19 protein-coding genes are annotated in these 19,591 nt (G+C 67.3%); 12 read left to right on the top strand and 7 right to left on the bottom strand.

The features are described from left to right. Positions 1–169 precede the first annotated feature (169 nt). From P7L68_RS24270 to P7L68_RS24260, 3 genes are all read left to right on the top strand, one after another. Positions 170–1,153 carry a CoA ester lyase gene (locus P7L68_RS24270; protein WP_372002394.1) on the top strand — a complete coding sequence of 328 codons (984 nt, stop codon included), beginning with the start codon at positions 170–172 and terminating at the stop codon, positions 1,151–1,153. A 184-nt stretch (positions 1,154–1,337) separates the two neighbouring features. Further along, positions 1,338–2,291 (top strand): acetyl-CoA carboxylase carboxyltransferase subunit alpha, encoded by a 954-nt coding sequence (locus tag P7L68_RS24265; protein WP_372002393.1) that lies wholly within the window; start codon positions 1,338–1,340, stop codon positions 2,289–2,291. Continuing rightward, a complete protein-coding gene (locus P7L68_RS24260; protein WP_372002392.1) occupies positions 2,288–3,124 on the top strand; it encodes a ChaN family lipoprotein in 837 nt (278 codons plus the stop codon). The genes P7L68_RS24265 and P7L68_RS24260 overlap by 4 nt, the downstream gene beginning before the upstream one ends. 249 nt (positions 3,125–3,373) lie before the next feature. On the opposite strand, the gene secA is transcribed toward P7L68_RS24260, so the two are convergent. Continuing rightward, the gene (gene secA / locus P7L68_RS24255) at positions 3,374–6,049 is read right to left on the bottom strand and encodes a preprotein translocase subunit SecA (protein WP_372002391.1); all 2,676 of its coding nucleotides are present in this window, start codon (positions 6,047–6,049) and stop codon (positions 3,374–3,376) included. 367 nt (positions 6,050–6,416) lie between these two features. On the opposite strand from secA, the gene P7L68_RS24250 reads away from it, so the two are divergent. The 3 genes from P7L68_RS24250 (at position 6,417) to mutT (ending at position 9,149) form a co-directional block, all read left to right on the top strand. Next, positions 6,417–7,343, top strand: coding sequence for a peptidylprolyl isomerase (locus P7L68_RS24250; protein ID WP_372002390.1), 927 nt, complete (start codon positions 6,417–6,419; stop codon positions 7,341–7,343). Between the two features lie 82 nt (positions 7,344–7,425). Then, on the top strand, positions 7,426–8,664 hold the full coding sequence (gene argJ / locus P7L68_RS24245) for a bifunctional glutamate N-acetyltransferase/amino-acid acetyltransferase ArgJ (RefSeq protein WP_372002389.1): 1,239 nt from the start codon (positions 7,426–7,428) through the stop codon (positions 8,662–8,664). Between the two features lie 5 nt (positions 8,665–8,669). Further along, positions 8,670–9,149, top strand: coding sequence for an 8-oxo-dGTP diphosphatase MutT (gene mutT / locus P7L68_RS24240; RefSeq protein ID WP_372002388.1), 480 nt, complete (start codon positions 8,670–8,672; stop codon positions 9,147–9,149). A 4-nt stretch (positions 9,150–9,153) separates the two neighbouring features. Here mutT and P7L68_RS24235 read toward each other — a convergent pair whose 3' ends face one another. Next, entirely contained in the window at positions 9,154–10,065 is a 912-nt protein-coding gene (locus P7L68_RS24235; protein WP_372002387.1) for a methyltransferase domain-containing protein, read from the bottom strand. 87 nt (positions 10,066–10,152) lie between these two features. Between P7L68_RS24235 and P7L68_RS24230 the strand changes: the two genes are divergently transcribed. The 3 genes from P7L68_RS24230 to P7L68_RS24220 all read left to right on the top strand — a co-directional run bounded on the left by P7L68_RS24230 (position 10,153) and on the right by P7L68_RS24220 (position 12,234). After that, the gene (locus P7L68_RS24230) at positions 10,153–11,043 is read left to right on the top strand and encodes a double zinc ribbon domain-containing protein (RefSeq protein ID WP_372002386.1); all 891 of its coding nucleotides are present in this window, start codon (positions 10,153–10,155) and stop codon (positions 11,041–11,043) included. A 103-nt stretch (positions 11,044–11,146) separates the two neighbouring features. After that, on the top strand, positions 11,147–11,407 hold the full coding sequence (gene grxC, locus P7L68_RS24225; RefSeq protein ID WP_014743878.1) for a glutaredoxin 3: 261 nt from the start codon (positions 11,147–11,149) through the stop codon (positions 11,405–11,407). Continuing rightward, positions 11,404–12,234 carry a carbon-nitrogen hydrolase family protein gene (locus P7L68_RS24220; protein WP_372002385.1) on the top strand — a complete coding sequence of 277 codons (831 nt, stop codon included), beginning with the start codon at positions 11,404–11,406 and terminating at the stop codon, positions 12,232–12,234. The genes grxC and P7L68_RS24220 overlap by 4 nt, the downstream gene beginning before the upstream one ends. A gap of 27 nt (positions 12,235–12,261) precedes the next feature. Here P7L68_RS24220 and P7L68_RS24215 read toward each other — a convergent pair whose 3' ends face one another. Continuing rightward, positions 12,262–12,963 carry an LrgB family protein gene (locus tag P7L68_RS24215; RefSeq protein ID WP_372002384.1) on the bottom strand — a complete coding sequence of 234 codons (702 nt, stop codon included), beginning with the start codon at positions 12,961–12,963 and terminating at the stop codon, positions 12,262–12,264. After that, a complete protein-coding gene (locus P7L68_RS24210; protein ID WP_372002383.1) occupies positions 12,950–13,357 on the bottom strand; it encodes a CidA/LrgA family protein in 408 nt (135 codons plus the stop codon). The genes P7L68_RS24215 and P7L68_RS24210 overlap by 14 nt, the downstream gene beginning before the upstream one ends. Positions 13,358–13,458: 101 nt before the next feature. On the opposite strand from P7L68_RS24210, the gene P7L68_RS24205 reads away from it, so the two are divergent. The 3 genes from P7L68_RS24205 (at position 13,459) to P7L68_RS24195 (ending at position 16,220) form a co-directional block, all read left to right on the top strand. Continuing rightward, positions 13,459–14,343, top strand: a complete 885-nt coding sequence (locus P7L68_RS24205) for a LysR family transcriptional regulator (protein WP_372006948.1) — start codon at positions 13,459–13,461, stop codon at positions 14,341–14,343. A gap of 144 nt (positions 14,344–14,487) precedes the next feature. Continuing rightward, the gene (locus P7L68_RS24200) at positions 14,488–15,663 is read left to right on the top strand and encodes an MFS transporter (protein WP_372006947.1); all 1,176 of its coding nucleotides are present in this window, start codon (positions 14,488–14,490) and stop codon (positions 15,661–15,663) included. Between the two features lie 56 nt (positions 15,664–15,719). Next, positions 15,720–16,220, top strand: coding sequence for a DUF1178 family protein (locus P7L68_RS24195; RefSeq protein WP_372002382.1), 501 nt, complete (start codon positions 15,720–15,722; stop codon positions 16,218–16,220). Between the two features lie 40 nt (positions 16,221–16,260). On the opposite strand, the gene P7L68_RS24190 is transcribed toward P7L68_RS24195, so the two are convergent. From P7L68_RS24190 to P7L68_RS24180, 3 genes are read right to left on the bottom strand one after another with little or no spacing between them, the layout of a single operon-like run. Next, positions 16,261–17,802, bottom strand: a complete 1,542-nt coding sequence (locus P7L68_RS24190) for a tripartite tricarboxylate transporter permease (RefSeq protein ID WP_372002381.1) — start codon at positions 17,800–17,802, stop codon at positions 16,261–16,263. 15 nt (positions 17,803–17,817) lie between these two features. Next, positions 17,818–18,285, bottom strand: a complete 468-nt coding sequence (locus P7L68_RS24185) for a tripartite tricarboxylate transporter TctB family protein (protein ID WP_372002380.1) — start codon at positions 18,283–18,285, stop codon at positions 17,818–17,820. 4 nt (positions 18,286–18,289) lie between these two features. Next, positions 18,290–19,291, bottom strand: coding sequence for a Bug family tripartite tricarboxylate transporter substrate binding protein (locus P7L68_RS24180; protein ID WP_372002379.1), 1,002 nt, complete (start codon positions 19,289–19,291; stop codon positions 18,290–18,292). Positions 19,292–19,591: the final 300 nt, after the last annotated feature.

Genomic DNA, 19,591 nt, shown 5'->3' with positions numbered 1-19,591 from the left:
GCTCCAAGCCATAGCACGTCCTTGCCGTGTTTTCCATAGAATGGAAAGGCCTTCCATTTTCTTGCAGGGGCGCAGGGGCTTTGTTATGGTGCACCGCGACAACGGGCGCGGCGTTTCTCCCCTCTCACTTGCCGGGCGCCCGGACACGAACATCCGGAGAGCGAGACCCATGAGCTTCACGATCGTCAAGGAGGCGACCCCGCGCCTCAACCGCAGCGAACTCGCCGTGCCGGGTTCGAGCCCGAAATTCTTCGAGAAGGCGGCCAAGGGCCCGTCGGATGTGATCTTCCTGGACCTTGAAGATGCCGTGGCGCCGGACGACAAGGAGCAGGCCCGCAAGAACGTCATCCAGGCCCTGAATGACATCGACTGGCGCGGCAACGGCAAGACGATGAGCGTGCGCATCAACGGCCTCGATACGCATTACATGTATCGTGACGTCGTCGATGTGGTGGAGCAGGCCGGCCACAACCTCGACCTGATCATGATCCCGAAGATCGGCACCGCCGGCGACGTCTATGCGCTGGACATGCTGGTTACCCAGATCGAGCAGGCCAAGGGCATCAAGCACCGCATCGGTTTTGAGCTGATCATCGAGACCGCGCTCGGCATGGCCAACATCAACGAGATCGCCAAGGCCAGCCCGCGTCTTGAGTCGCTGCATTTCGGCGTGGCCGACTACTCCGCCTCTACCCGTGCCCGTACCACCAATATCGGCGGTGCCAATGCCGAATACGGTGTGCTGACGGAGGCCGACGCTTCGGGCAAGCGCGATTATCACTGGGGCGATCAGTGGCATTATGCCATCTCGCGCATGGTGGTTGCCGCCCGCGCCAACGGTCTGCGCCCGATCGACGGCCCGTTCGGCGACATCTCGGACCCGGACGGCTATCGCGCCCAGGCGCTGCGTTCGGCGGCGCTCGGCTGCGAGGGCAAATGGGCGATCCATCCGTCGCAGGTCGATATCGCCAACGAGGTGATGTCGCCGTCGGAGAAGGACGTCACCAAGGCCCGCCGTATCCTGGAAGCGATGGAGCAGGCCCAGAAGGAAGGCCGCGGTGCGGTTACCCTCGACGGCAAGCTGATCGACATCGCTTCGATCCGTCAGGCCCAGGGTATCGTCGCCAAGGCTGATCAGATCGCCGGGCGCTGAGCCCCTGCCGGCCCCGGGGGCAGGCTTCTGCGGCGGTGCCGGATCTGGCACCGCCGTTTTTTTTGGGCTAAGGTGCCGCCCGACATCGGGAAACCGTCGTTTCCGGCCGTCTCAACCCTTGTCGCTCCCGTTTTGAGGGGGCATGTATGGCCGCGACGTCCCAGCCACCAGCCGAGAGCCCTCCATGAACCATTTCCTGGATTTCGAGAAGCCGATCGCGGAGCTCGAAGGGAAGATCAAGGAACTTCGCCATCTGTCGGGCGAGACCGGGGTCAACATCGTCGAGGAGGTCGGCAAGCTCGAGACCAAGGTCGACCGGCTGCTGCGCCAGATCTACGCCAAGCTCTCCCCCTGGCAGAAGACCCAGGTCGCCCGTCACCCGGAACGGCCGCATTTCAGCCACTACCTCCAGGCGCTGGTGACGGATTTCACCCCGCTTGCGGGTGACCGGGTTTTCGGCGAGGACCAGGCGGTGATCGGCGGCCTCGGCCGGATCGGCGAGCGGGCGGTGATGGTCATCGGCCAGGAGAAGGGCCATGACGTCGAGAGCCGGGTGCGCCACAATTTCGGTATGGCCCGTCCGGAAGGCTACCGCAAGGCCCAGCGCCTGATGCGCATGGCCGACCGCTTCGGCCTGCCGGTGGTGACCTTCGTCGACACCGCCGGTGCCTATCCGGGTGTCGGCGCCGAAGAGCGCGGCCAGGCAGAGGCGATCGCGCGTTCGATCGAGGTCGGCCTGGACCTGCGGGTGCCGGCGATTGCGGTCGTGATCGGCGAGGGCGGCAGCGGTGGCGCGATCGCGCTTGCGGCCGCCAACAAGGTCATGATGCTGGAGCACTCGATCTATTCGGTGATCAGCCCCGAGGGCTGCGCCTCGATCCTCTGGCGCTCGGGCGAGAATGCCAGGGATGCCGCCGAGGCGCTGAAGCTGACCGCGCAGGACCTGTTCCGCCTGAAGCTGATCGACCAGATCATCGACGAGCCGATGGGCGGCGCCCATCGCGACCCGGCCGCCGCCATGGCGTCCGTCGGTCGCGCGATCGAGGCGGCGCTGGCCGATCTGGAAACGAAGAGTGGCGACGAGCTGCGCAATCTGCGCCGCGACAAGTTCATCGCCATGGGCCGCGATCTCGATTGAGTACGCGGCTGGTTCCCGGCGACTGGGTCGATCCCGCGACCGGTGCGCCGCTGGGCGAAGCCACCCTGCTCGACCGGATCGGGCGGGCCAGGGTGGTGCTCGCCGGAGAGCGCCATGACGATGCCGCCATTCATCACTGGCAGGCCTATCTCGGCCATCTGCTGTACGACCGCCACGGCTGTGATCGTGCGGGCCGGATGGCGGTGGGCTTTGAGATGTTTCCGACCCGCGTCCAGCCCGTGCTCGATGCCTGGACGCGCGGGGCGATCCCCAGCTTCGAAGCTTTTCTTGAGGAAGTGGACTGGAAGGCGGTCTGGGGGTTCGATCCGGAACTCTATCGGCCGCTGATCCGCTTCTGCCGCAGGCCGGGTGTCAGGATGCTGGCGCTCAACTGTCCGCGCGATCTGGTGCGGCAGGTGGGGCGCGAGGGGTGGGATGCCGCCGCAGGATTTGCTGCGGCCGAGGGCATTTCCCGTCCGGCGCCCGCCTCTGATCCCTACCGGCGCCAGCTTGCCGCCATGACCGGCCGTGTCATGGCCGATCCGGCAGCTGATCCCGAAGCTGCCCGGCGTTTTGATCGCTTCGTCATGGCTCAGCAGGTCTGGGATCGGGCCTTCGCCTGCAATATCGCCCGGGCGCTGAGGGATGCGGAGCCGCCGGCGGTGGTGCTGGGCATCATCGGTCGCGGCCATCTCGCCTTCGGCAACGGCACGCCCCACCAGCTGGCCGATCTGGGCATCCATGACACCGCGGTTCTGATGACCGGTTCTGCAGAAGACCCGTTTGCCCTGGCCCCTGGCGCGGCGGACGCGGTCTGGCGTTTCGACGCCTGATCCGGATCCGCCGGATGTGCCGTCCGCCCGCGGATGGCGGGATCCACGGTTTCGGGTGACAGCTTGTGGTGGTTTCAACCATCGCCGAGGTGCGCGCGCCCCATGTCTTCCGCTCCCCCCGCACTCGATGGCAGGGCCTGGGCACTGCTGCTCACCCTCGCCACGGTGGACGGGCGGCTCTTCCAACGCAAACGCCCGCGACATCCATGATGCCGCGGGCGTTTGCGCGTCGTCTGCAGCGGATCCGTCTCAGACCAGCCGGCCGTGGCAGTGCTTGAACTTCTTGCCGGAACCGCAGGGGCAGTTGCTGTTGCGGGGCGTGCGCTCCCAGCCGGCGGGCAGGGCCTCCGGCGGGGCATCCTCGCCCGGGGCATCGGTCACGGCCGCCGGGCCGGGCAGGCTTTCGGCGGTCGGCTGCATCGGCCGTTCCGCTTCCTGCGGCTGGGCGCCGGCCATGCGGATCTCCAGATGCGACAGCACCTGGGTCACGGTCTCGCGCATGCGATCCAGCATCGCCTCGAACAGCGAGAAGGCCTCGCGCTTGTACTCGTTCAGCGGATCCTTCTGCGCATAGGCGCGCAGCACGATGCCCTGGCGGAGATAGTCCAGCTGGAGCAGATGCTCCTTCCAATGGTGGTCGATGATCTGAAGCAGCAGGCTCTTCTCGACCCGGTGCATGGTCTCGGCACCATAGGCCTCGATCTTCTGCGCCATCACGGCATCGGATGCCTGGGTGATCCGCTCGCGCAGGATGTCGGGATCGATGCCTTCCTCTGCCGCCCAGTCCTTGATCGGCAGGTCGACCGCCAGCACCTTGCGGCAGCGCTCGGTCAGATCGTCGACCTTCCACTGCTCGGGGTAAGACTTCTCGGGGGCGTATTCCGAGACGATCTCACCGATGACCTCGTGGCGCATCGACAGCACGGTGTCGTCGACGCGCTCGGCATTCATCATCTCGCGGCGCTGTTCGTAGACGACCTTGCGCTGGTCGTTCATCACGTCGTCATAGCGCAGCAGGTTCTTGCGGATGTCGAAGTTGCGGGCTTCGACTTTCTGCTGGGCCTTTTCCAGCGCCTTGTTGATCCAGGGATGGGTGATCGCCTCACCCTCTTCCAGACCCAGCCGCTTCAGCATCCCGTCGATGCGCTCCGAGCCGAAGATGCGCATCAGGTCGTCTTCGAGCGAGACGAAGAATTTCGACGCACCGGGATCGCCCTGACGGCCCGACCGGCCGCGGAGCTGGTTGTCGATGCGCCGGCTTTCATGGCGTTCCGAGCCGATGACGTAGAGGCCGCCGGCCGCCATCACCTTCGCCTTGGCCTCTTCGAGCTGGGCTGCGATTTCGGCGGTGCGGCGGGTGCGCTCCGCCTCGTCGGTGACGTCGGCCAGTTCGACCTCGACCCGCATCTGAAGATTGCCGCCGAGCTGGATGTCGGTACCGCGGCCGGCCATATTGGTCGCGATGGTCACGGCACCCGGGCGGCCGGCCTGGGCGACGATCTGGGCTTCCTGCTCGTGATAGCGGGCGTTCAGCACCTGATGGGGCACGCCGGCCTCGGTGAACAGCCGCGAGATCAGTTCCGACTTTTCGATCGAGACCGTGCCGATCAGCACCGGCTGGCCCTTGGCCGAGGCCTGCTTCACCTCGGCGACGATCGCCTGGATCTTCTCGCGCTCGGTCCGGTAGACCTCGTCATCGGCATCCTTGCGCTGCACCGGCCGGTTGGTCGGGATGGCGACGACTTCAAGCTTGTAGATCTCGCCGAACTCGCCCGCCTCGGTCAGCGCCGTGCCGGTCATGCCCGACAGCTTCGGATAGAGGCGGAAATAGTTCTGGAAGGTGATCGAGGCCAGCGTCTGGTTCTCGTTCTGGATCGTCACCCGCTCCTTGGCTTCCAGAGCCTGGTGCAGGCCCTCGGAATAGCGGCGTCCGTCCATCATGCGGCCGGTGAACTCGTCGATGATGATGACCTTGTCATCCTTGACGATGTAGTCCACGTCGCGGGTGAACAGCTTGTGGGCGCGCAGCGCCTGGTTCACGTGATGGACGATGGCGACGTTCTCGACGTCGTAGAGCCCGCCCTGGATCAGACCGGCCTCGCGCAGCCCGGTCTCGATCCGCTCCTGGCCGGCCTCGGTCAGGATCACCGTGCGCTGCTTCTCGTCCTTTTCGAAATCCTCATCGCCCAGGCCGGGAATGAAGGTGTCGACCAGACGGTACAGGTCGGAATTGTCCTCGGTCGGCCCCGAGATGATCAGCGGCGTGCGTGCCTCGTCGATCAGAATACTGTCGACCTCGTCGACGACGGCGAAGTTGAACGGCCTCTGGACCATCTGGTCCAGACCGTACTTCATGTTGTCGCGCAGATAGTCGAAGCCGAACTCGTTATTGGTGCCGTAGGTGATGTCGGCGGCATAGGCGAGCCGGCGGGAATGGTCGTCCATGCCGGGCAGGATCACGCCGACCGTCAGGCCCAGGAAGCGATGGACCTGACCCATCCAGTGCGAGTCGCGCCGGGCCAGATAATCGTTCACCGTCACGACATGCACGCCCTTGCCCTCAATCGCATTGAGGTAGGCGGCAAGCGTCGAAACCAGGGTCTTGCCTTCGCCGGTCTTCATCTCGGCGATCTTGCCCTGGTGCAGAACCATGCCGCCGATCAGCTGGACGTCGAAATGCCGCTGGCCCAGTACCCGTCGCGCGGCCTCGCGCACGGTTGCGAAGGCATCCACCAGAATGGAGTCGGGCGTCTCACCTTTGGCGAGACGCTCGCGGAACTGGTCGGTGCGCGCGCGCAGCGCCGCATCGTCGAGGGCCTGAACCTCGGGCTCCTTGGCGTTGATGGCCTGCACCGCCCGCTGGAGCGACTTCACCGTCCGATCGTTGGCGGTTCCGAAAACCCGCCGGGCAAGAGCGCCGAACATGTAATCCCCTGACCTGCTCCACGAAACACGCGAGACCGTCCGGACCGGAGCATGCGGGGTGCGGACGGCGACGTCATCATGCGCGCGACTGAACATGGATGCGAGCGGAACCCGCCTCCACGAACGTTCCTCAAATAAGGGGTCGTGGGTGCCCTGTCAATCACGCGGGGGGTGCGGCCGGCGCTTCGTCGCCGATGGCGCTGCACGCTTGCAAGGTCATGGGTTTTCGGCACTTGTGATCAGCGTTGGCCTGTGCATCATGAGCGTCCTGATCTGCTGGCGGCGAAGTCGTCGGCAGGCGTCCTGACGGGCCGGCGACCTCTGCCCGATCCCCGCGCCCCGACCGACCCTTAGGGAGACTGTCCGCATGCTCATCCGCAGCGCGCGCCGGCCGATCACTGCCGCCCTCGCCGCCCTGCTTCTCGCCTCGGTCACCCATGTCCCGGCGCTGCGCGCCGACGAGGCGAAGCCCGCAGCCGACGATCCGGTGGTTGCCCGCGTCGACGGCGCCGAGATCCATCGCTCGGACGTGGTCGCGGCGTACGAAACCCTGCCGCCGCCCTATCGTTCGCTGCCCTTCGCGCAGCTTTATGATACGCTGCTCGACAATGTGATCAGCAGCCGGCTGATGGTCGAAGCCGCCCGCAAGCAGGGTCTGGAAGAGGATGCGGAGATCAAGACCCGCATCCAGCGCGCCGCCGACCGGGTGCTGACCGAGTCGTATCTGACGAAGCTGATCGATGATGCGGTCACCGAGGATGCGCTGAAGGCCGAATACGAAGCCTTCAAGAAGGATTTCCAGCCCGAGGACGAGGTTCATGCCCGCCATATCCTGGTGGCGAGCGAGGACGAGGCCAAGGCGATCAAGGCCGAACTCGACAAGGGGGCGGATTTCGCCAAGCTCGCGTCGGAGAAGTCGACCGACCCCGGAGCGGCCAATGGCGGCGATCTCGGCTTCTTCACCGCCGACCGGATGGTGAAGCCCTTCGCCGATGCCGCCTTCGCGATGAAGCCGGGCGAGGTTTCCGGCCCCGTCCAGACCCAGTTCGGCTGGCATCTGATCAAGCTGGAAGAGCGCCGCAAGCAGCCGGTCCCCTCCTTCGACGAGAAGAAGCAGGAGCTGGAGATGGAGCTGCAGCGCAAGACCGTCGATCAGACGCTTGAGGCGCTGCGCAAGGATGCGAAGATCGAGCGTGTCGAGGAGGCGGCCCCCGCGGCTGCCGCCCCTGCCGCCGGAGCGCCCGCATCCGAGGCGCCCGCCGCCCAGACCCCGGCCGCGAAGCCCCAGGGCTGACGCGCGCCATCTTCAGTCTGCCGATCCACACGGCGGGGGATGACATCATCCTCCGCCGTCATACCGTCCGGAGAGATTGCCCATGAGCGCCAAGACGTCGCCGCTGGCCCCTGCCGCCTTCCCCGATCTGCCCCAGGTTGCGGGGGTCCGTCTCGCCACCGGCATGACCGGTCTGCGCTACAAGGGCCGCGACGACCTGCTTTGGGCGGAATTCGCCCCCGGCACGGTCGTGGCCGGGTGCTTCACCACCTCGTCGACCCGTGCCGCGCCGGTGCGTTGGTGCGAGACCGCACTCGCGGGTGGTCGTGCCCGGGCGCTGGTGGTGAATGCCGGCAACGCCAACGCCTTCACCGGGCCGACCGGCGCCCGTGCGGTTGCAGCCGAAGTCGATGGTGCCGCGGCCGTGCTGGGTTGCGCCCGCGAAGAGGTCTTCGTGGCCTCGACCGGCGTGATCGGCGTGCCGCTCGATCCGAAGCCGATCGTCGATATGATGGCCGATCTGTCGGGCCGCGCCAGCGATGCGGCCGATGCCTGGGCGCCGGCCGCGAAGTCGATCATGACCACCGACACCTTCCCGAAGGGCGCGGCCGCCACCGTGACCATCGGCGGCCGCAGCGTCACGGTGGTGGGCTTCGCCAAGGGGTCCGGCATGATCGCACCGAACATGGCGACCATGCTGGGGTTCGTCTTCACCGATGCCGCGATCGGCGCGACGCTGGCGCAGCGCCTGCTCGCCCGCGGTGTCGATCGCTCGTTCAACGCCATCACGGTCGATGGCGATACCTCGACCAATGACTGCGTCATGCTGTTCGCGACCGGTGCCGCCGGCAATCCGGTGCTGGCCGAAGAGGATGCGGACGGCGCGGCCTTCGCCGAGGCGCTGGAGGCCGTGCTCTCGGACCTCGCCCGCCAGGTGGTGCGCGATGGCGAAGGGGCGACCAAATTCGTCACCCTGAAGATCACCGGCGCCGAGGATGACGGCGCCGCCCGCCGCATCGGCCTGACTGTCGCCAACTCGCCCCTGGTGAAGACCGCCATCGCCGGTTCCGACGCCAATTGGGGCCGCATCGTGGCAGCCCTCGGCCGATCGGGCGAGCGGGTGGCCGAGGACCGGCTGCGCATTCATATCGGCGGCGTGCTGGTCGCCGAGAACGGCGCGGTTCATCCCGACTATGACGAGAAGGCCTATGTCGCCGGCTATATGAAGGGACAGGAGATCGACATTGCGGTCGATGTCGGTATCGGCGAGGGCGTGGCCACGGTCTGGACCTGCGACCTGACCCACGGCTATATCGACATCAACGCCGACTACCGGAGCTGAGCGGCATGGCGGCGACCGAACCTGCCGGCGATGAAGAGCTCTACGGCTGTGCCGCGGCACCGGCTCTGCCGGCCGGTCCGGCAAAGCTGCTTCTGGTGGTTGCGGTCGCACTTCTCGATGCCGACAACCGGGTGCTGATCGCCAAACGCCCGGAAGGCAAGGCGATGGCCGGGCTGTGGGAGTTCCCCGGTGGCAAGGTGGCACCGGGCGAGCGCCCCGAGGCGGCGCTGGTGCGCGAGCTGCACGAGGAGCTGGGCATCGACACCAGCACCTCGTGTCTGGCGCCGGCCACCTTCGCGAGCCATGCCTATCCGGATTTCCACCTGCTGATGCCGGTTTATGTCTGCCGGCAATGGCGCGGTACGCCCATCCCGCGTGAAGGGCAGGAACTCGCCTGGGTGCGGATCTCGAAGCTGCGCGACTATCCGATGCCGCCGGCCGATCTGCCGCTGATCGCGATGCTCCGCGACATGATCGGCGGCTGATCTCTCAGCCTGTCTTGCCGTCTGCGCCGGGCAGCTCTGCCCTGAGCCGTGCCAGCATGTCGCTCATGGCCGTATCGGCTGTTCCGCGGCGGCGCGGCTGGGGCTGGCCGGCGGCCTTCTTCCAGCCGGCCAGGTGAATCAGATCCAGCGTTGCCGGCACCCGACCGTCGGGGCGGGCAAAACGCTCCACATAGATCTCCATCGCCCGCATCAGGGTGGCGCGTTTCATCGGCGCCCGGCGTCGATCGTGCAGCACGTTGGTGGCGCCGATCATCCGCAGCTCTGTCAGAAGCTTCAGCGGATGGGCATAGGTCAGCGTGATGGTGTCGACATCGACCACCGGCAGCTGAAAGCCCGCCCGCTGCATCAGCCCGGCTGCATCCCGCAGTTCGGCGAAGGGCGAGACGCGGGGCGAGAGCCCGCCGTCGATCTCGATCTCGGCCATGGTCAGCGCCTCGCGCAGTTCCTTGAGGCTGGAGCCGCCGGCGATGGCGCCCAGGAACAGTCCGTCGGGCTTCAAGGCGCGTTCGATCTGGATCAGCGCGCCCGGCAGGTCGTTGGTCCAGTGCAGCGAAAACAGGCCGAGCACCAGGTCCATCGAGCCGTCGGCAACGGGGAGCAGCTCTTCATCGGCCACGACGACCGGTCCCGGGTCGGCGGCAGCCATGGCTGGGGAGAGGTCCAGCCCGATCAGGGTCTCGATGCCCCGCCGCCCCTGAAAAACGTCGCGGCTTGCGCCATCGCGTGAGCCGATCATCAGCGCCCGGGGGAAATCCCGCAGCACATCGTCCAGCCGTTCGGCCAGACGTTCGGCGACTTCACGAACAAGGAAGCCGTGATCACCGCCGGCGCGGGCGGCGCGGTCGCGCCGGCGGCGCAGGAGCGCACGGTCGAACAGGCGGATGGGATCGGTCATGGCCGCTATATGGCATGGCCGGCCGGCGGCGGCAACAGCCGGTGCGGGATGAGACTTGCGCGCGCATGTGCCGGGCATCATGATCGCATGGCGATAAATATCCTTGAGGGAGGTGATGCCGTGGTTGAGGAGGCGGTCGGTGACGGCACGCGGGCCACGGCTCTGGCCCGCCGGATGGTCGGCCTGCTCGCCGGGGTGGGGCGGGTGTTGCTGGATGCGGCCCTGCCGCCGCTCTGCGGGTTGTGCCGCGCACCCGTCGATCGTCCGGGGTTGTGCGGCGCCTGCTGGTCCGGACTGGTCTTCGTCACCGGCCCGGTCTGCGAAAGATGCGGCGTGCCGTTGCCGTCGGATCCGGGTGGCCCGGCCGTCTGCGGCGGCTGTGCGGCGAAACCGCCGGCCTTTGCCATGGCCCGGGCGCCGCTGATCTACGAGGGAACCTCGAAGCGGCTGGTGCTGGCGCTGAAGCATGGAGATGCCGGGCATCTGGCGCCGATGCTCGGCCGGCTGATGGCACCGTCGGCGCGGGGGCTGGGGGCGGTTGATCTGGTGGTGCCGGTGCCCCTGCACTGGCGGCGGCGGTTGAAGCGTCGAGACAATCAGGCGGCCGTACTGGCCCGGGCGCTGGCGGGTGAGTTGGGGCTGGCCCACGAACCCCGGCTGCTGCGACGGGCGCGCTTCACCACATCCCAGGGCAACAAGGGCCGCGAGGCGCGGGCCCGCAATGTCGCCGGCGCCATGCGGGTGCCGACGGGAAGGGCGTTGCGGGCGCGGCTGGCGGGTGCGCGGGTGCTGCTGGTCGACGACGTGCTCACCACGGGCGCCACGGCGGATGCCTGCAGCCGTGCCCTGATCCGTGCCGGCGCCGCCGGTGTGGTGGTCATCGCCGCGGCCCGGGTGCCGGCCCCCGGCGACGGGATCCGCCACATGGTGGATCCTGCAACGCTGTCGGCCGAGGGAGAGGCATCCGAGAGGCTTTGAGACGGCGCGATCATCCCTATATCATTGGAACGTTTCCAATGGTCGCGGGCGCTGCTGCGCGTGCGGCTTCCCGTCCATCTGCCGAAGGGATCCGAGGTTCATCGTGGCCGAGGTCATTATCTATTCGACGCCGATCTGCCCCTATTGCGCACGCGCCAAGGCGCTGCTGGAGCGGAAGGGCGTGAGCTACACCGATATCGACGTCTATGGCGACCGGTCGCTCCGTGCGGAAATGACCGAGAAGGCCGGCGGGCGGACCAGCGTGCCGCAGATCTTCATCGACGGCGCCCATGTCGGCGGCTGTGACGATCTTTATGCGCTGGAGCGTGCCGGCAAGCTGGATCCGATGCTGGGGGCGGCGTGATCACCCGCGTCGCCTGCATCCAGACCACGGCAACGCCCGACATGGCGGCGGGGCTCGACCGGATCGCCGGCTTCGTGGCCGATGCGGCAGGCCAGGGCGCCCGGCTGGTGATGCTGCCCGAAATGTCGGCGATGCTGGCCCCCGGCCCCGAACAACGCGCGGCCGCCCTGGCCGAAGCGGAGCATCCGGCGGTAGCGGCCTTTGCGCGCATGGCACGAGAGGCGGGGATCTGGCTGCATTGCGGATCGATCGCGGTCGGCGCACCGGCCGCAGGCGATGACCGGCTCGCCAACCGGACGCTGGTTTTCGACCAGACCGGGGCGATCGTCGCCCGCTATGACAAGATCCACCTCTTTGACGTCGGCGATCTGGCCGACGGCCAGAGCTATCGCGAAAGCGACCGCTATCGTCCGGGCGATCAGGCCAGGGTGATCGACACCCCTACCGGCCGGATGGGGCTCAGCATCTGCTATGATCTGCGCTTTCCCCATCTCTATCAGGCGCTGGCCGATGCCGGGGCAAGCGTGCTCGCCATTCCTGCCGCCTTCACCGTGCCGACCGGCCGGGCCCATTGGCATGCGCTGATGCGGGCACGGGCGATCGAGACCGGCTGCTGGGTGATGGCCCCTGCCCAGGCCGGCGAGCATTATCCCGGCCGCCGCACCTATGGCCACAGCCTGATCGTCTCGCCCTGGGGCGAGGTGGTGGCAGAGGCCGATGGGGAGAGCGAAGGCGTGATCCTGGCCGAGCTGGATACCGATGCGGTAACGGCGGCGCGCAGCAAGGTGCCCTCGCTCGCTAACCGGCGCCGCTTCACCGGCCCCTGACCCAAGGCAAGGCGGCTGTGCGGACAGTCAGGCGGCGAGCATCACCGCCAGCACCGGCGCCATCAGCACGTTGAACAATCCTGCCAGCACCATCACCAGGCCGGCGATCGAGCCTTCCTCGGTGCCGATCTGGTGCGCCTTGGCGACGCCGGCGCCATGGGCGCCCATGCCGAACAGCGCGCCGCGGGCAAGACTGGAGCGGAGCGGCAGCCAGGTCAGCATGATCTCGCCGATCGCGGCACCGCAGACGCCGGTCAGGATCACGAACACCGCCGTCAGATCGGGCAGGCCGCCGATATCGCCCGAGACCGCCATGGCGAAGGGCATGGTCACCGAGCGCGGCATCAGGCTGCGCGCCAGCTGGTCCGACAGGCCCAGCAGATGGGCCATGCCCCAGGCACTGGCCATGGCGATCGCGCTGCCGATCACCACACCCAGCGTCAGGATCGGCCAATAGCGGCGGATCACTGCCCGCCGTTCCCAGATCGGCAGGGCGAAGGCGACCGTGGCGGGACCGATCATCAGGGTCAGCCAGTGGCTGCCGCGGTTGTAGTCGCCATATCCCGCCTGCATGATGGTGGCGAGCAGGATCAGCAGGGCGGGGGTGACCAGCAGTGGCGAACTCCACCAGCGCGGCCGGATGCGGTTCAGGGCGCGGGCGCCGATATAAAAGGCGACGGTGGCTGCCGGCCAGAAGAGCAGGGTCGCCGGATCCTCAGGCAGGGTCATGGCGCGTCCTCATCCGAAAGAAGAGTTCGACGGTCAGTGCCGTCGAGACCATCACCATCAGCGTGCCGGTCATGATCACGGCCAGCAGCTTCAGGCCCAGCGTGCCCAGGAACTCGTGATGGTCGAGCACGGCCATCACCGCAGGCACGAAGAACAGCAGCATCTCGGCCAGCAGCCATTTCGCGCCCCGGCCCAGGCTGTCGGGCCGGATGCGGTGGGTCGCCAGCAGAACCAGTACCGCGGCCATGCCCAGAATGCCGCCCGGCACCGGCAGCGCCAGTTGGCGCACCGCAGTCTCGCCCATGGCCCAGAAACCGGCCAGCAGCGCGATCTGCACCAGGCGGTTGCGGTGGAGCGTGAGGCGGATGGCGGCGGCGAGACGCTGGCGACGCATGGGACGGACCCTCCATGGGTTTACGAGGGACAGTCTATGCTGCATTGCGGCATGGCGAAAATGAATTGATTGCATCCTAAGGATGCGTATAAGGAATGCCCATGGAACTGCGCACGCTCAGAGCATTTGTCGAGGTGGTCCGCCAGGGAGGCTTCTCCCAGGCGGCCAAGGTCGTGAACACCACCCAGCCGACCATCAGTAAGGCGGTGAAGCAGCTGGAGGACGATCTGGGCACGCCGCTGCTCGACCGGGTCGGTCATCGCAGCGAGCTGACCGAGGCGGGGCGGATCGTCTATCGCCGGGCCCTGTCGATGCTCGCCGAACGCGACGACATGATCGCTGAACTGGATGAGCTGCGCGGGCTGAAGCGCGGCACGCTCCGTCTTGGCCTGCCGCCGCTCGGCTCCGCGACCCTCTTCGCACCGCTCTTCGCAATCTTCCGCAGCCGTTATCCGGGTATCGACATCGGGCTTGTGGAACATGGCAGCAAGCGGCTGGAAGAGGTGCTGCTGGCGGGTGAGGTCGACATGGCTGCGTCCCTGCTGCCGGTCTCGGAAGAATTCGACTGGCAGGCCATCCGCGCCGAACCCCTTACGGCGCTGCTCGCCCTCGACCATCCGCTGGCCGAGGCACCCAGGATCGACCTGTCCATGCTGGCCGAGCACCCGCTGATCCTGTTCGAAAGCGGCTTTGCGCTGAACAAGATCATCCTGGATGGCTGCCGGCGCCACGGCTTCCGTCCCAACATCGCCGCACGCAGCGGCCAGATCGATTTTATCGTCGAACTGGCCGCGGCCGGCCTCGGCATCGCCTTTCTGCCGCGGATGATCGCCGAGCAGCGCCGCCATGCGGCGGTGCGCCTGGTGCCGCTCGACGATCCGGAAGCGCAGTGGCACATGGCGCTGATCTGGCGCCGCGGCGGCTATCTCTCCCATGCGGCGCGGGCCTGGCTGGCGCTGACCCGCGAGGTTCACGGACACGGCTGACCGCATGCCCACCGGGCATGGGTCGTATTCGAACAATTCATTTTAAACCGGACTTGCTGCGGCGCACTGTGAACGGCCAGGGTGCAGGCGACAAGCCGCCCCAGACCCACAGGAAGACCAAAGCCTATGGCCCGCCGCCTGTCCCTGCCGCTGCCCCTGATCGCGCTGGCGATCGCCTCCTTCGGCATCGGCACCACCGAATTCGTCATCATGGGCCTGTTGCCCGATGTCGCCCGTGATCTGGGGGTCGACATTCCGGCCGCCGGGCTGCTGGTGACCGGTTACGCCCTGGGGGTGACCTTCGGGGCGCCGGTGCTGGCGATCTCGACCGCGCGGCTGGAGCGGCGCACGGCGCTGCTGCTGCTGATCGGTATCTTCATCCTGGGCAATCTGCTCTGCGCGATCGCGCCCGATTATGCGCTGCTGATGGCGGCGCGGGTGGTCACCGCCTTCTGCCATGGCGCCTTCTTCGGCCTCGGCGCCGTGGTCGCGGCCCAGGTGGTCGCACCCGAGAAGCGGGCGCAGGCGATCGCGATCATGTTCTCGGGCCTCACCCTCGCCAATGTTCTGGGTGTGCCTTTCGGCACGGCGCTCGGCCAGGCGCTGGGCTGGCGCGCGACCTTCTGGGCGGTGGTCGCGATCGGCATCTTCGCGGCCGCAGGCCTTTGGGCCTGGTTGCCCAAGGGGCTGCGCACCGGCTCGGCCGGCTTCCTGGGGGAGCTGCGCAGCCTGGGGCGTGCTCAGGTGCTGCTGGCGATGGCGATCAGCGTGCTTGCATCGGCCAGCCTGTTCAGCGTCTTTACCTATATCGTCCCCATGCTGCAGGATGTGACCGGCATCGCGCCGGCGCGGGTCACCATCGTTCTGCTGTTGCTGGGCGTGGGGCTGACCATCGGCAATCTGATCGGCGGCCGGCTGGGTGACTGGCGGCTGATGCCGGCGGTGATCGGCCTCTTTGCCGCCGTGATGGCGGTGCTCGGCACCTTCACCATCGGCGTCCATGCCGTCGTGCCGGCGGTGATCTGCGTGATCCTCTGGGGCGCGGTGGCCTTCGCGCTGGTCTCGCCGCTGCAGATGCGGGTGGTCAACGAGGCCCGCGGCGCCCCCAACCTGGCCTCGACCCTGAACCAGGGCGCCTTCAATCTCGGCAATGCCATCGGCGCCTGGGCCGGCGGTGTCGCCATCACCCACGGCCTGCCCTATGCTCAGATCCCCTGGATCGGTGTCGGGCTGGCTGCGGCCGGCATGGGGCTCGCGGTGGTGTCACATCGGCTGGATCGCATGCCGCTCTTGCCTGAAGACCCCGCTCGTGCCATCTAAACCCCATCTGTCCCACAATCCGTGGGAGAAGAAGAGCGGGAGAGCGGATCGGCGGCATGATCGTCTTCGACCTCAAGTGCAGCGCGGGCCATCGTTTCGAGGCCTGGTTCAGGGACAGCGACACCTTCACGGCCCAGGCTGCGGCAGGTGAGGTCGCGTGCCCGGTCTGCGGTGACCAGAAGGTCGAGAAGGCATTGATGGCCCCCCGGCTCAATGTGCGTTCCCATGCCCGCGACGAGGCCGCACCTGCGCCCGTGCCGACGACTGCTGCGGAGGTGCCGCCCGTGCAGCCGCCTGCGCCGGCCGATCCGGCCACCGAGCGGCTGATGGCCGTTCAGGGCGAAGTGATGAAGCGGCTGCGCGAGATCCGCCGCGAGGTGGAGGCGAATTGCGACTTCGTCGGTGACCGCTTTGCTGAAGAGGCCCGCAGCATGCATCTGGGCGAGACCCCGGCCCGTCCGATCTATGGCCAGACCACCGAGGCCGAAGCGGAAAGCCTGCGCGAGGATGGCGTGCCCTTCGCCGCCATCCCCTGGCTGCCGCGCGAAGACGGGTGACCGCTTCCGTCTCGTGATCTCAGGCTTTCGTCTGGTGATATCAGGCCGGCCGCCCCTCGGTTGCCGGTGTGTCCGTTCCCGGTGCTTTGGGGGCGGTCGCCCGTTTCAGCCGTCGGCCCAGCACCAGCGGCAGTACCGCGACCAGGGCAGCCGCGATCCAGAGCACGATCGAGATGGTGCTCTCGAACAGGATGCCGAGGTCGCCGCCGCTGATGGCGAGCGCATTGCGCAGATTGACCTCCATCACCCGGCCGAGCACGAAGCCCAGGATGATCGGCGCCATATCGAAGCCGGTTTTGCGCAGCAGCCAGCCGACCATGCCGATGCCCAGCATCAGCAGCACCGAGAAGGCGGAGGCGTGGGTGGAGTAGACGCCCACGATGGACAGCACCAGGATTCCCGGTACCAGCACCCAGTTGGGCACCGTCAGCACGCGGGTGAAGATCCGGACCAGCGGCAGGTTCAGCGCCAGCAGCAGGATGTTGCCGATGAAGAGCGAGGCGATGAGCCCGCCGACGATCTCCGGCCGGTCGGTCATCAGCGTCGGGCCCGGCTGGATGTTGTAGAGCATGAGCGCCCCCAGCATCACCGCCGTGGTGCCGGATCCCGGCACACCCAGTGTCAGCATGGGCACGAAGGCGCCGCAGGAGGTGGCGTTGTTGGCGGCTTCCGGTGCCACCAGCCCGCGCGGGTCCCCCTTGCCGAAACTGCCCTCGCGGTCCGAGATCCGCTTCTCCGTCATGTAGGCGATGGCGCTTGAGACCGAGGCACCGGTGCCCGGCAGTACGCCGACCACGAAGCCGATGCCGCTGGAGCGCAGCGCCGTGCCAATGCTGCGACGGATGTCCGAAAGCCGCGCCGTCATCCGCCCCAGGCTGCGGATGATCTCGGCCCCGGCCGCCTGCTTCTCCAGCAGGATCAGCGCTTCCGAGATCGAGAACAGGCCGATCACCAGCACGACGAATTCGATGCCGTCACCCAGTTCCGGCTCGCCGAAGGTGAAACGATAGGCGCCCGAAGTGGCATCCAGCCCGATCGTTGCCAGCATCAGGCCGAGCACGCAGCCGATCAGGGTCTTCACCGGCCGGGCGCCCATCATCGACCCCAGGGTCGCAAAAGCGAAGACCATCAGCACGAAGTACTCCGCCGGGCCGAAGCCTGTGGCGAGACCGGCCAGTACCGGGGCAAACAGGGCGAGGCCGGTGGCGCCGATCATGCCGCCGGTGAAGGAGGCGAGGCCGCTCAACATCAGCGCTTCGCCGGCGCGTCCCTGGCGGGCCATCGGATAGCCGTCGAGCGCCGTCATCACCGCACCGGCATCCCCCGGCACGTTGAGCAGGATCGAGGAGATCCGTCCGCCGTATTCGGCGCCGCAATAGATGGCCGCGAGCAGGATCATGGTGCTCTCGGGCGGCAGGCCCATCGTATAGGCGATGGGCAGCAGCAGGGCGATGCCGTTGATCGGGCCGATCGCCGGCAGGGCGCCGATCATGGTGCCGAGAAAGCAGCCGATCAGGCCGATCAGCAGGTTCTGGAGGCTGAGCGCAACCGAGAACCCGTCCCAGAGATAGTCGAAGGACATGGTGACGAACTCCCGTCAGCCGAAGATGGTGCCGGTCGGCAGATAGACTTCGAGCGCCGCGACAAACACCGCCCACCAGAGGGCCGCATGCAGCAGGCCGCCGAAGGCCGCCCTGATCCATGCGGCGCCGAAGACGCGGGCGACGCCGGTGGTGAGAATGAAGATGGCGACCGGGAAGCCCAGCGGCTCCATCAGCAGCACGGCCGAAACCGCCAGCATCGGGATGGCGAGCGTGCGGCCGAGCAGGGCCCCCTTCGGCAGGTCCTCGGCGCCTTCAGGCCGGCGTGCGAACAGCAGGGCCAGCACGGCAAGCGCGATGGCGAGCGCGACGGGGAAGACCCTGGGGCCCAGTGGATCCGAGGCGAAGGCATAGTCGATCCGCGCGCCGATCAGGCCATAGGCGATGGCCAGGAGGAAAAGGCAGGCCGCAGCGACCCTGCCGGTGGGCAGGTGGCCGCGGCCGGAACCGGTTGCACCGCTCATGACGTCACATCCCGGCTTCAGCGGCGATCTGCTTGAAGCGGGCGACGTCGGCCTGAACCTTCTTTTCGAAATCTGCGCCCAGCAGGGTAAAGGGGTAGAGCCCGCGGGCCGTGCGTTCCGCTTCGAATTCGGGGGTCTTCGACAGGGCCGCGAACTGATCCACCCACCAGCGATAGTCGTCTTCGGACACATCATGGCCGATGTAGTAGCCGCGCCAGACCGGCCATTCGATGTCGATGCCCTGCTCGCGTGCGGTCGGCACCCCGGCCAGTTCCCCCGGCAGGCGTTCCGGTGCCATCACCGCCAGGATGCGGACCTTGCCCGCCGCGTGATGACGGGCCATTTCGGCCGCATCGCCGGCACCGATGGCGACATGGCCGCCTTCAAGCGCCGTGAGCACCGCTCCGCCGCCTTCCAGCGCCACATAGCGCATGTCGCGGGCCGGATGGCCGGCCGCCTTGGCCAGCATCACGCCCTTCATCCAGTCCTGCGAGCCCACGGCACCGCCACCCGCGACCGGGAATTTCGTCGGATCTTTGGCATAGGCGGCGATCAGTTCGGCCAGGGTCTTGTAGGGCGAGTCGGCGGTCACCACCAGGACGCCGTAATCGGTACCGAGCGCGCCCACCCACCGCACCGCCGTTTCGTCATAGCGACCGAACTTGCCCTGGGCAAGCAGCAGCGCCGAGCCCGAGGATGCGGCCGAAACCAGGTTGCCGTCGGTGGCGCGCTTGCCGATCACGTGGTTGTAGGCCACGGCACCGACGCCGCCTTCCATATAGGTCACGATCATCGGCTTGGAGATCAGCTTTGCCTGAAGCATCGCATTGGCGATCAGCCGGCAGGTGAGATCGAAGCCGCCGCCCGGTTTGGCGCCGGCCAGGCATTCCGGCCGGTCGGGCGCGGCCATGGCCGGCAGGGGCATGGTCGTCGCGGCGATGGCGAGACCGAGGCCAAGAGAGGACAGCAGGGTGGTGATCTGGCGGCGCGGGGCGTTGCGGTGCATCTTCCGGTCTCCGATTATTCGGATTTTTGGCCAAAAGGAGCCGTTTCTCTTCATGATTATGAAGAGATTGAGGCATGACGAGGCAAATGCCGTCCTGAAAATGACAGGACTTCAGGTGCTTTGATTTGCGATTTTTCGGAAAACTAGATATTTGCCGCGTCGGGCAACATGATATCCTCCCCTTCATCTTCTGACGGATCCGTCTCTGCGGATTGTTCCGCATGATGGCGGGCGAAGCTGTCAGGATCCTGTCTGACACCGGAGATAGCCAAGGCAGGTCAGTGCTTCTCGCGGCAAGGG

It is taken from the genome of Tistrella mobilis (assembly GCF_041468085.1).
GTDB classification, from domain to species: Bacteria; Pseudomonadota; Alphaproteobacteria; order Tistrellales; family Tistrellaceae; genus Tistrella; species Tistrella mobilis_A.
This window is presented reverse-complemented; position numbering and strand designations above follow the sequence as displayed.

What these genes read in the sequence shown, in the direction of transcription:
- mutT (WP_372002388.1), top strand. Translation starts at nt 8,670, where the DNA reads ATGGCGGCGACCGAACCTGCCGGCGATGAAGAGCTCTACGGCTGTGCC.
- P7L68_RS24195 (WP_372002382.1), top strand. Translation starts at nt 15,720, where the DNA reads ATGATCGTCTTCGACCTCAAGTGCAGCGCGGGCCATCGTTTCGAGGCC.
- P7L68_RS24180 (WP_372002379.1), bottom strand. Translation starts at nt 19,291, where the DNA reads ATGCACCGCAACGCCCCGCGCCGCCAGATCACCACCCTGCTGTCCTCT.
- P7L68_RS24205 (WP_372006948.1), top strand. Translation starts at nt 13,459, where the DNA reads ATGGAACTGCGCACGCTCAGAGCATTTGTCGAGGTGGTCCGCCAGGGA.
- P7L68_RS24250 (WP_372002390.1), top strand. Translation starts at nt 6,417, where the DNA reads ATGCTCATCCGCAGCGCGCGCCGGCCGATCACTGCCGCCCTCGCCGCC.
- P7L68_RS24230 (WP_372002386.1), top strand. Translation starts at nt 10,153, where the DNA reads ATGGCGATAAATATCCTTGAGGGAGGTGATGCCGTGGTTGAGGAGGCG.
- secA (WP_372002391.1), bottom strand. Translation starts at nt 6,049, where the DNA reads ATGTTCGGCGCTCTTGCCCGGCGGGTTTTCGGAACCGCCAACGATCGG.
- P7L68_RS24270 (WP_372002394.1), top strand. Translation starts at nt 170, where the DNA reads ATGAGCTTCACGATCGTCAAGGAGGCGACCCCGCGCCTCAACCGCAGC.
- P7L68_RS24210 (WP_372002383.1), bottom strand. Translation starts at nt 13,357, where the DNA reads ATGCGTCGCCAGCGTCTCGCCGCCGCCATCCGCCTCACGCTCCACCGC.
- P7L68_RS24265 (WP_372002393.1), top strand. Translation starts at nt 1,338, where the DNA reads ATGAACCATTTCCTGGATTTCGAGAAGCCGATCGCGGAGCTCGAAGGG.
- P7L68_RS24190 (WP_372002381.1), bottom strand. Translation starts at nt 17,802, where the DNA reads ATGTCCTTCGACTATCTCTGGGACGGGTTCTCGGTTGCGCTCAGCCTC.
- P7L68_RS24235 (WP_372002387.1), bottom strand. Translation starts at nt 10,065, where the DNA reads ATGACCGATCCCATCCGCCTGTTCGACCGTGCGCTCCTGCGCCGCCGG.
- argJ (WP_372002389.1), top strand. Translation starts at nt 7,426, where the DNA reads ATGAGCGCCAAGACGTCGCCGCTGGCCCCTGCCGCCTTCCCCGATCTG.
- P7L68_RS24185 (WP_372002380.1), bottom strand. Translation starts at nt 18,285, where the DNA reads ATGAGCGGTGCAACCGGTTCCGGCCGCGGCCACCTGCCCACCGGCAGG.
- P7L68_RS24215 (WP_372002384.1), bottom strand. Translation starts at nt 12,963, where the DNA reads ATGACCCTGCCTGAGGATCCGGCGACCCTGCTCTTCTGGCCGGCAGCC.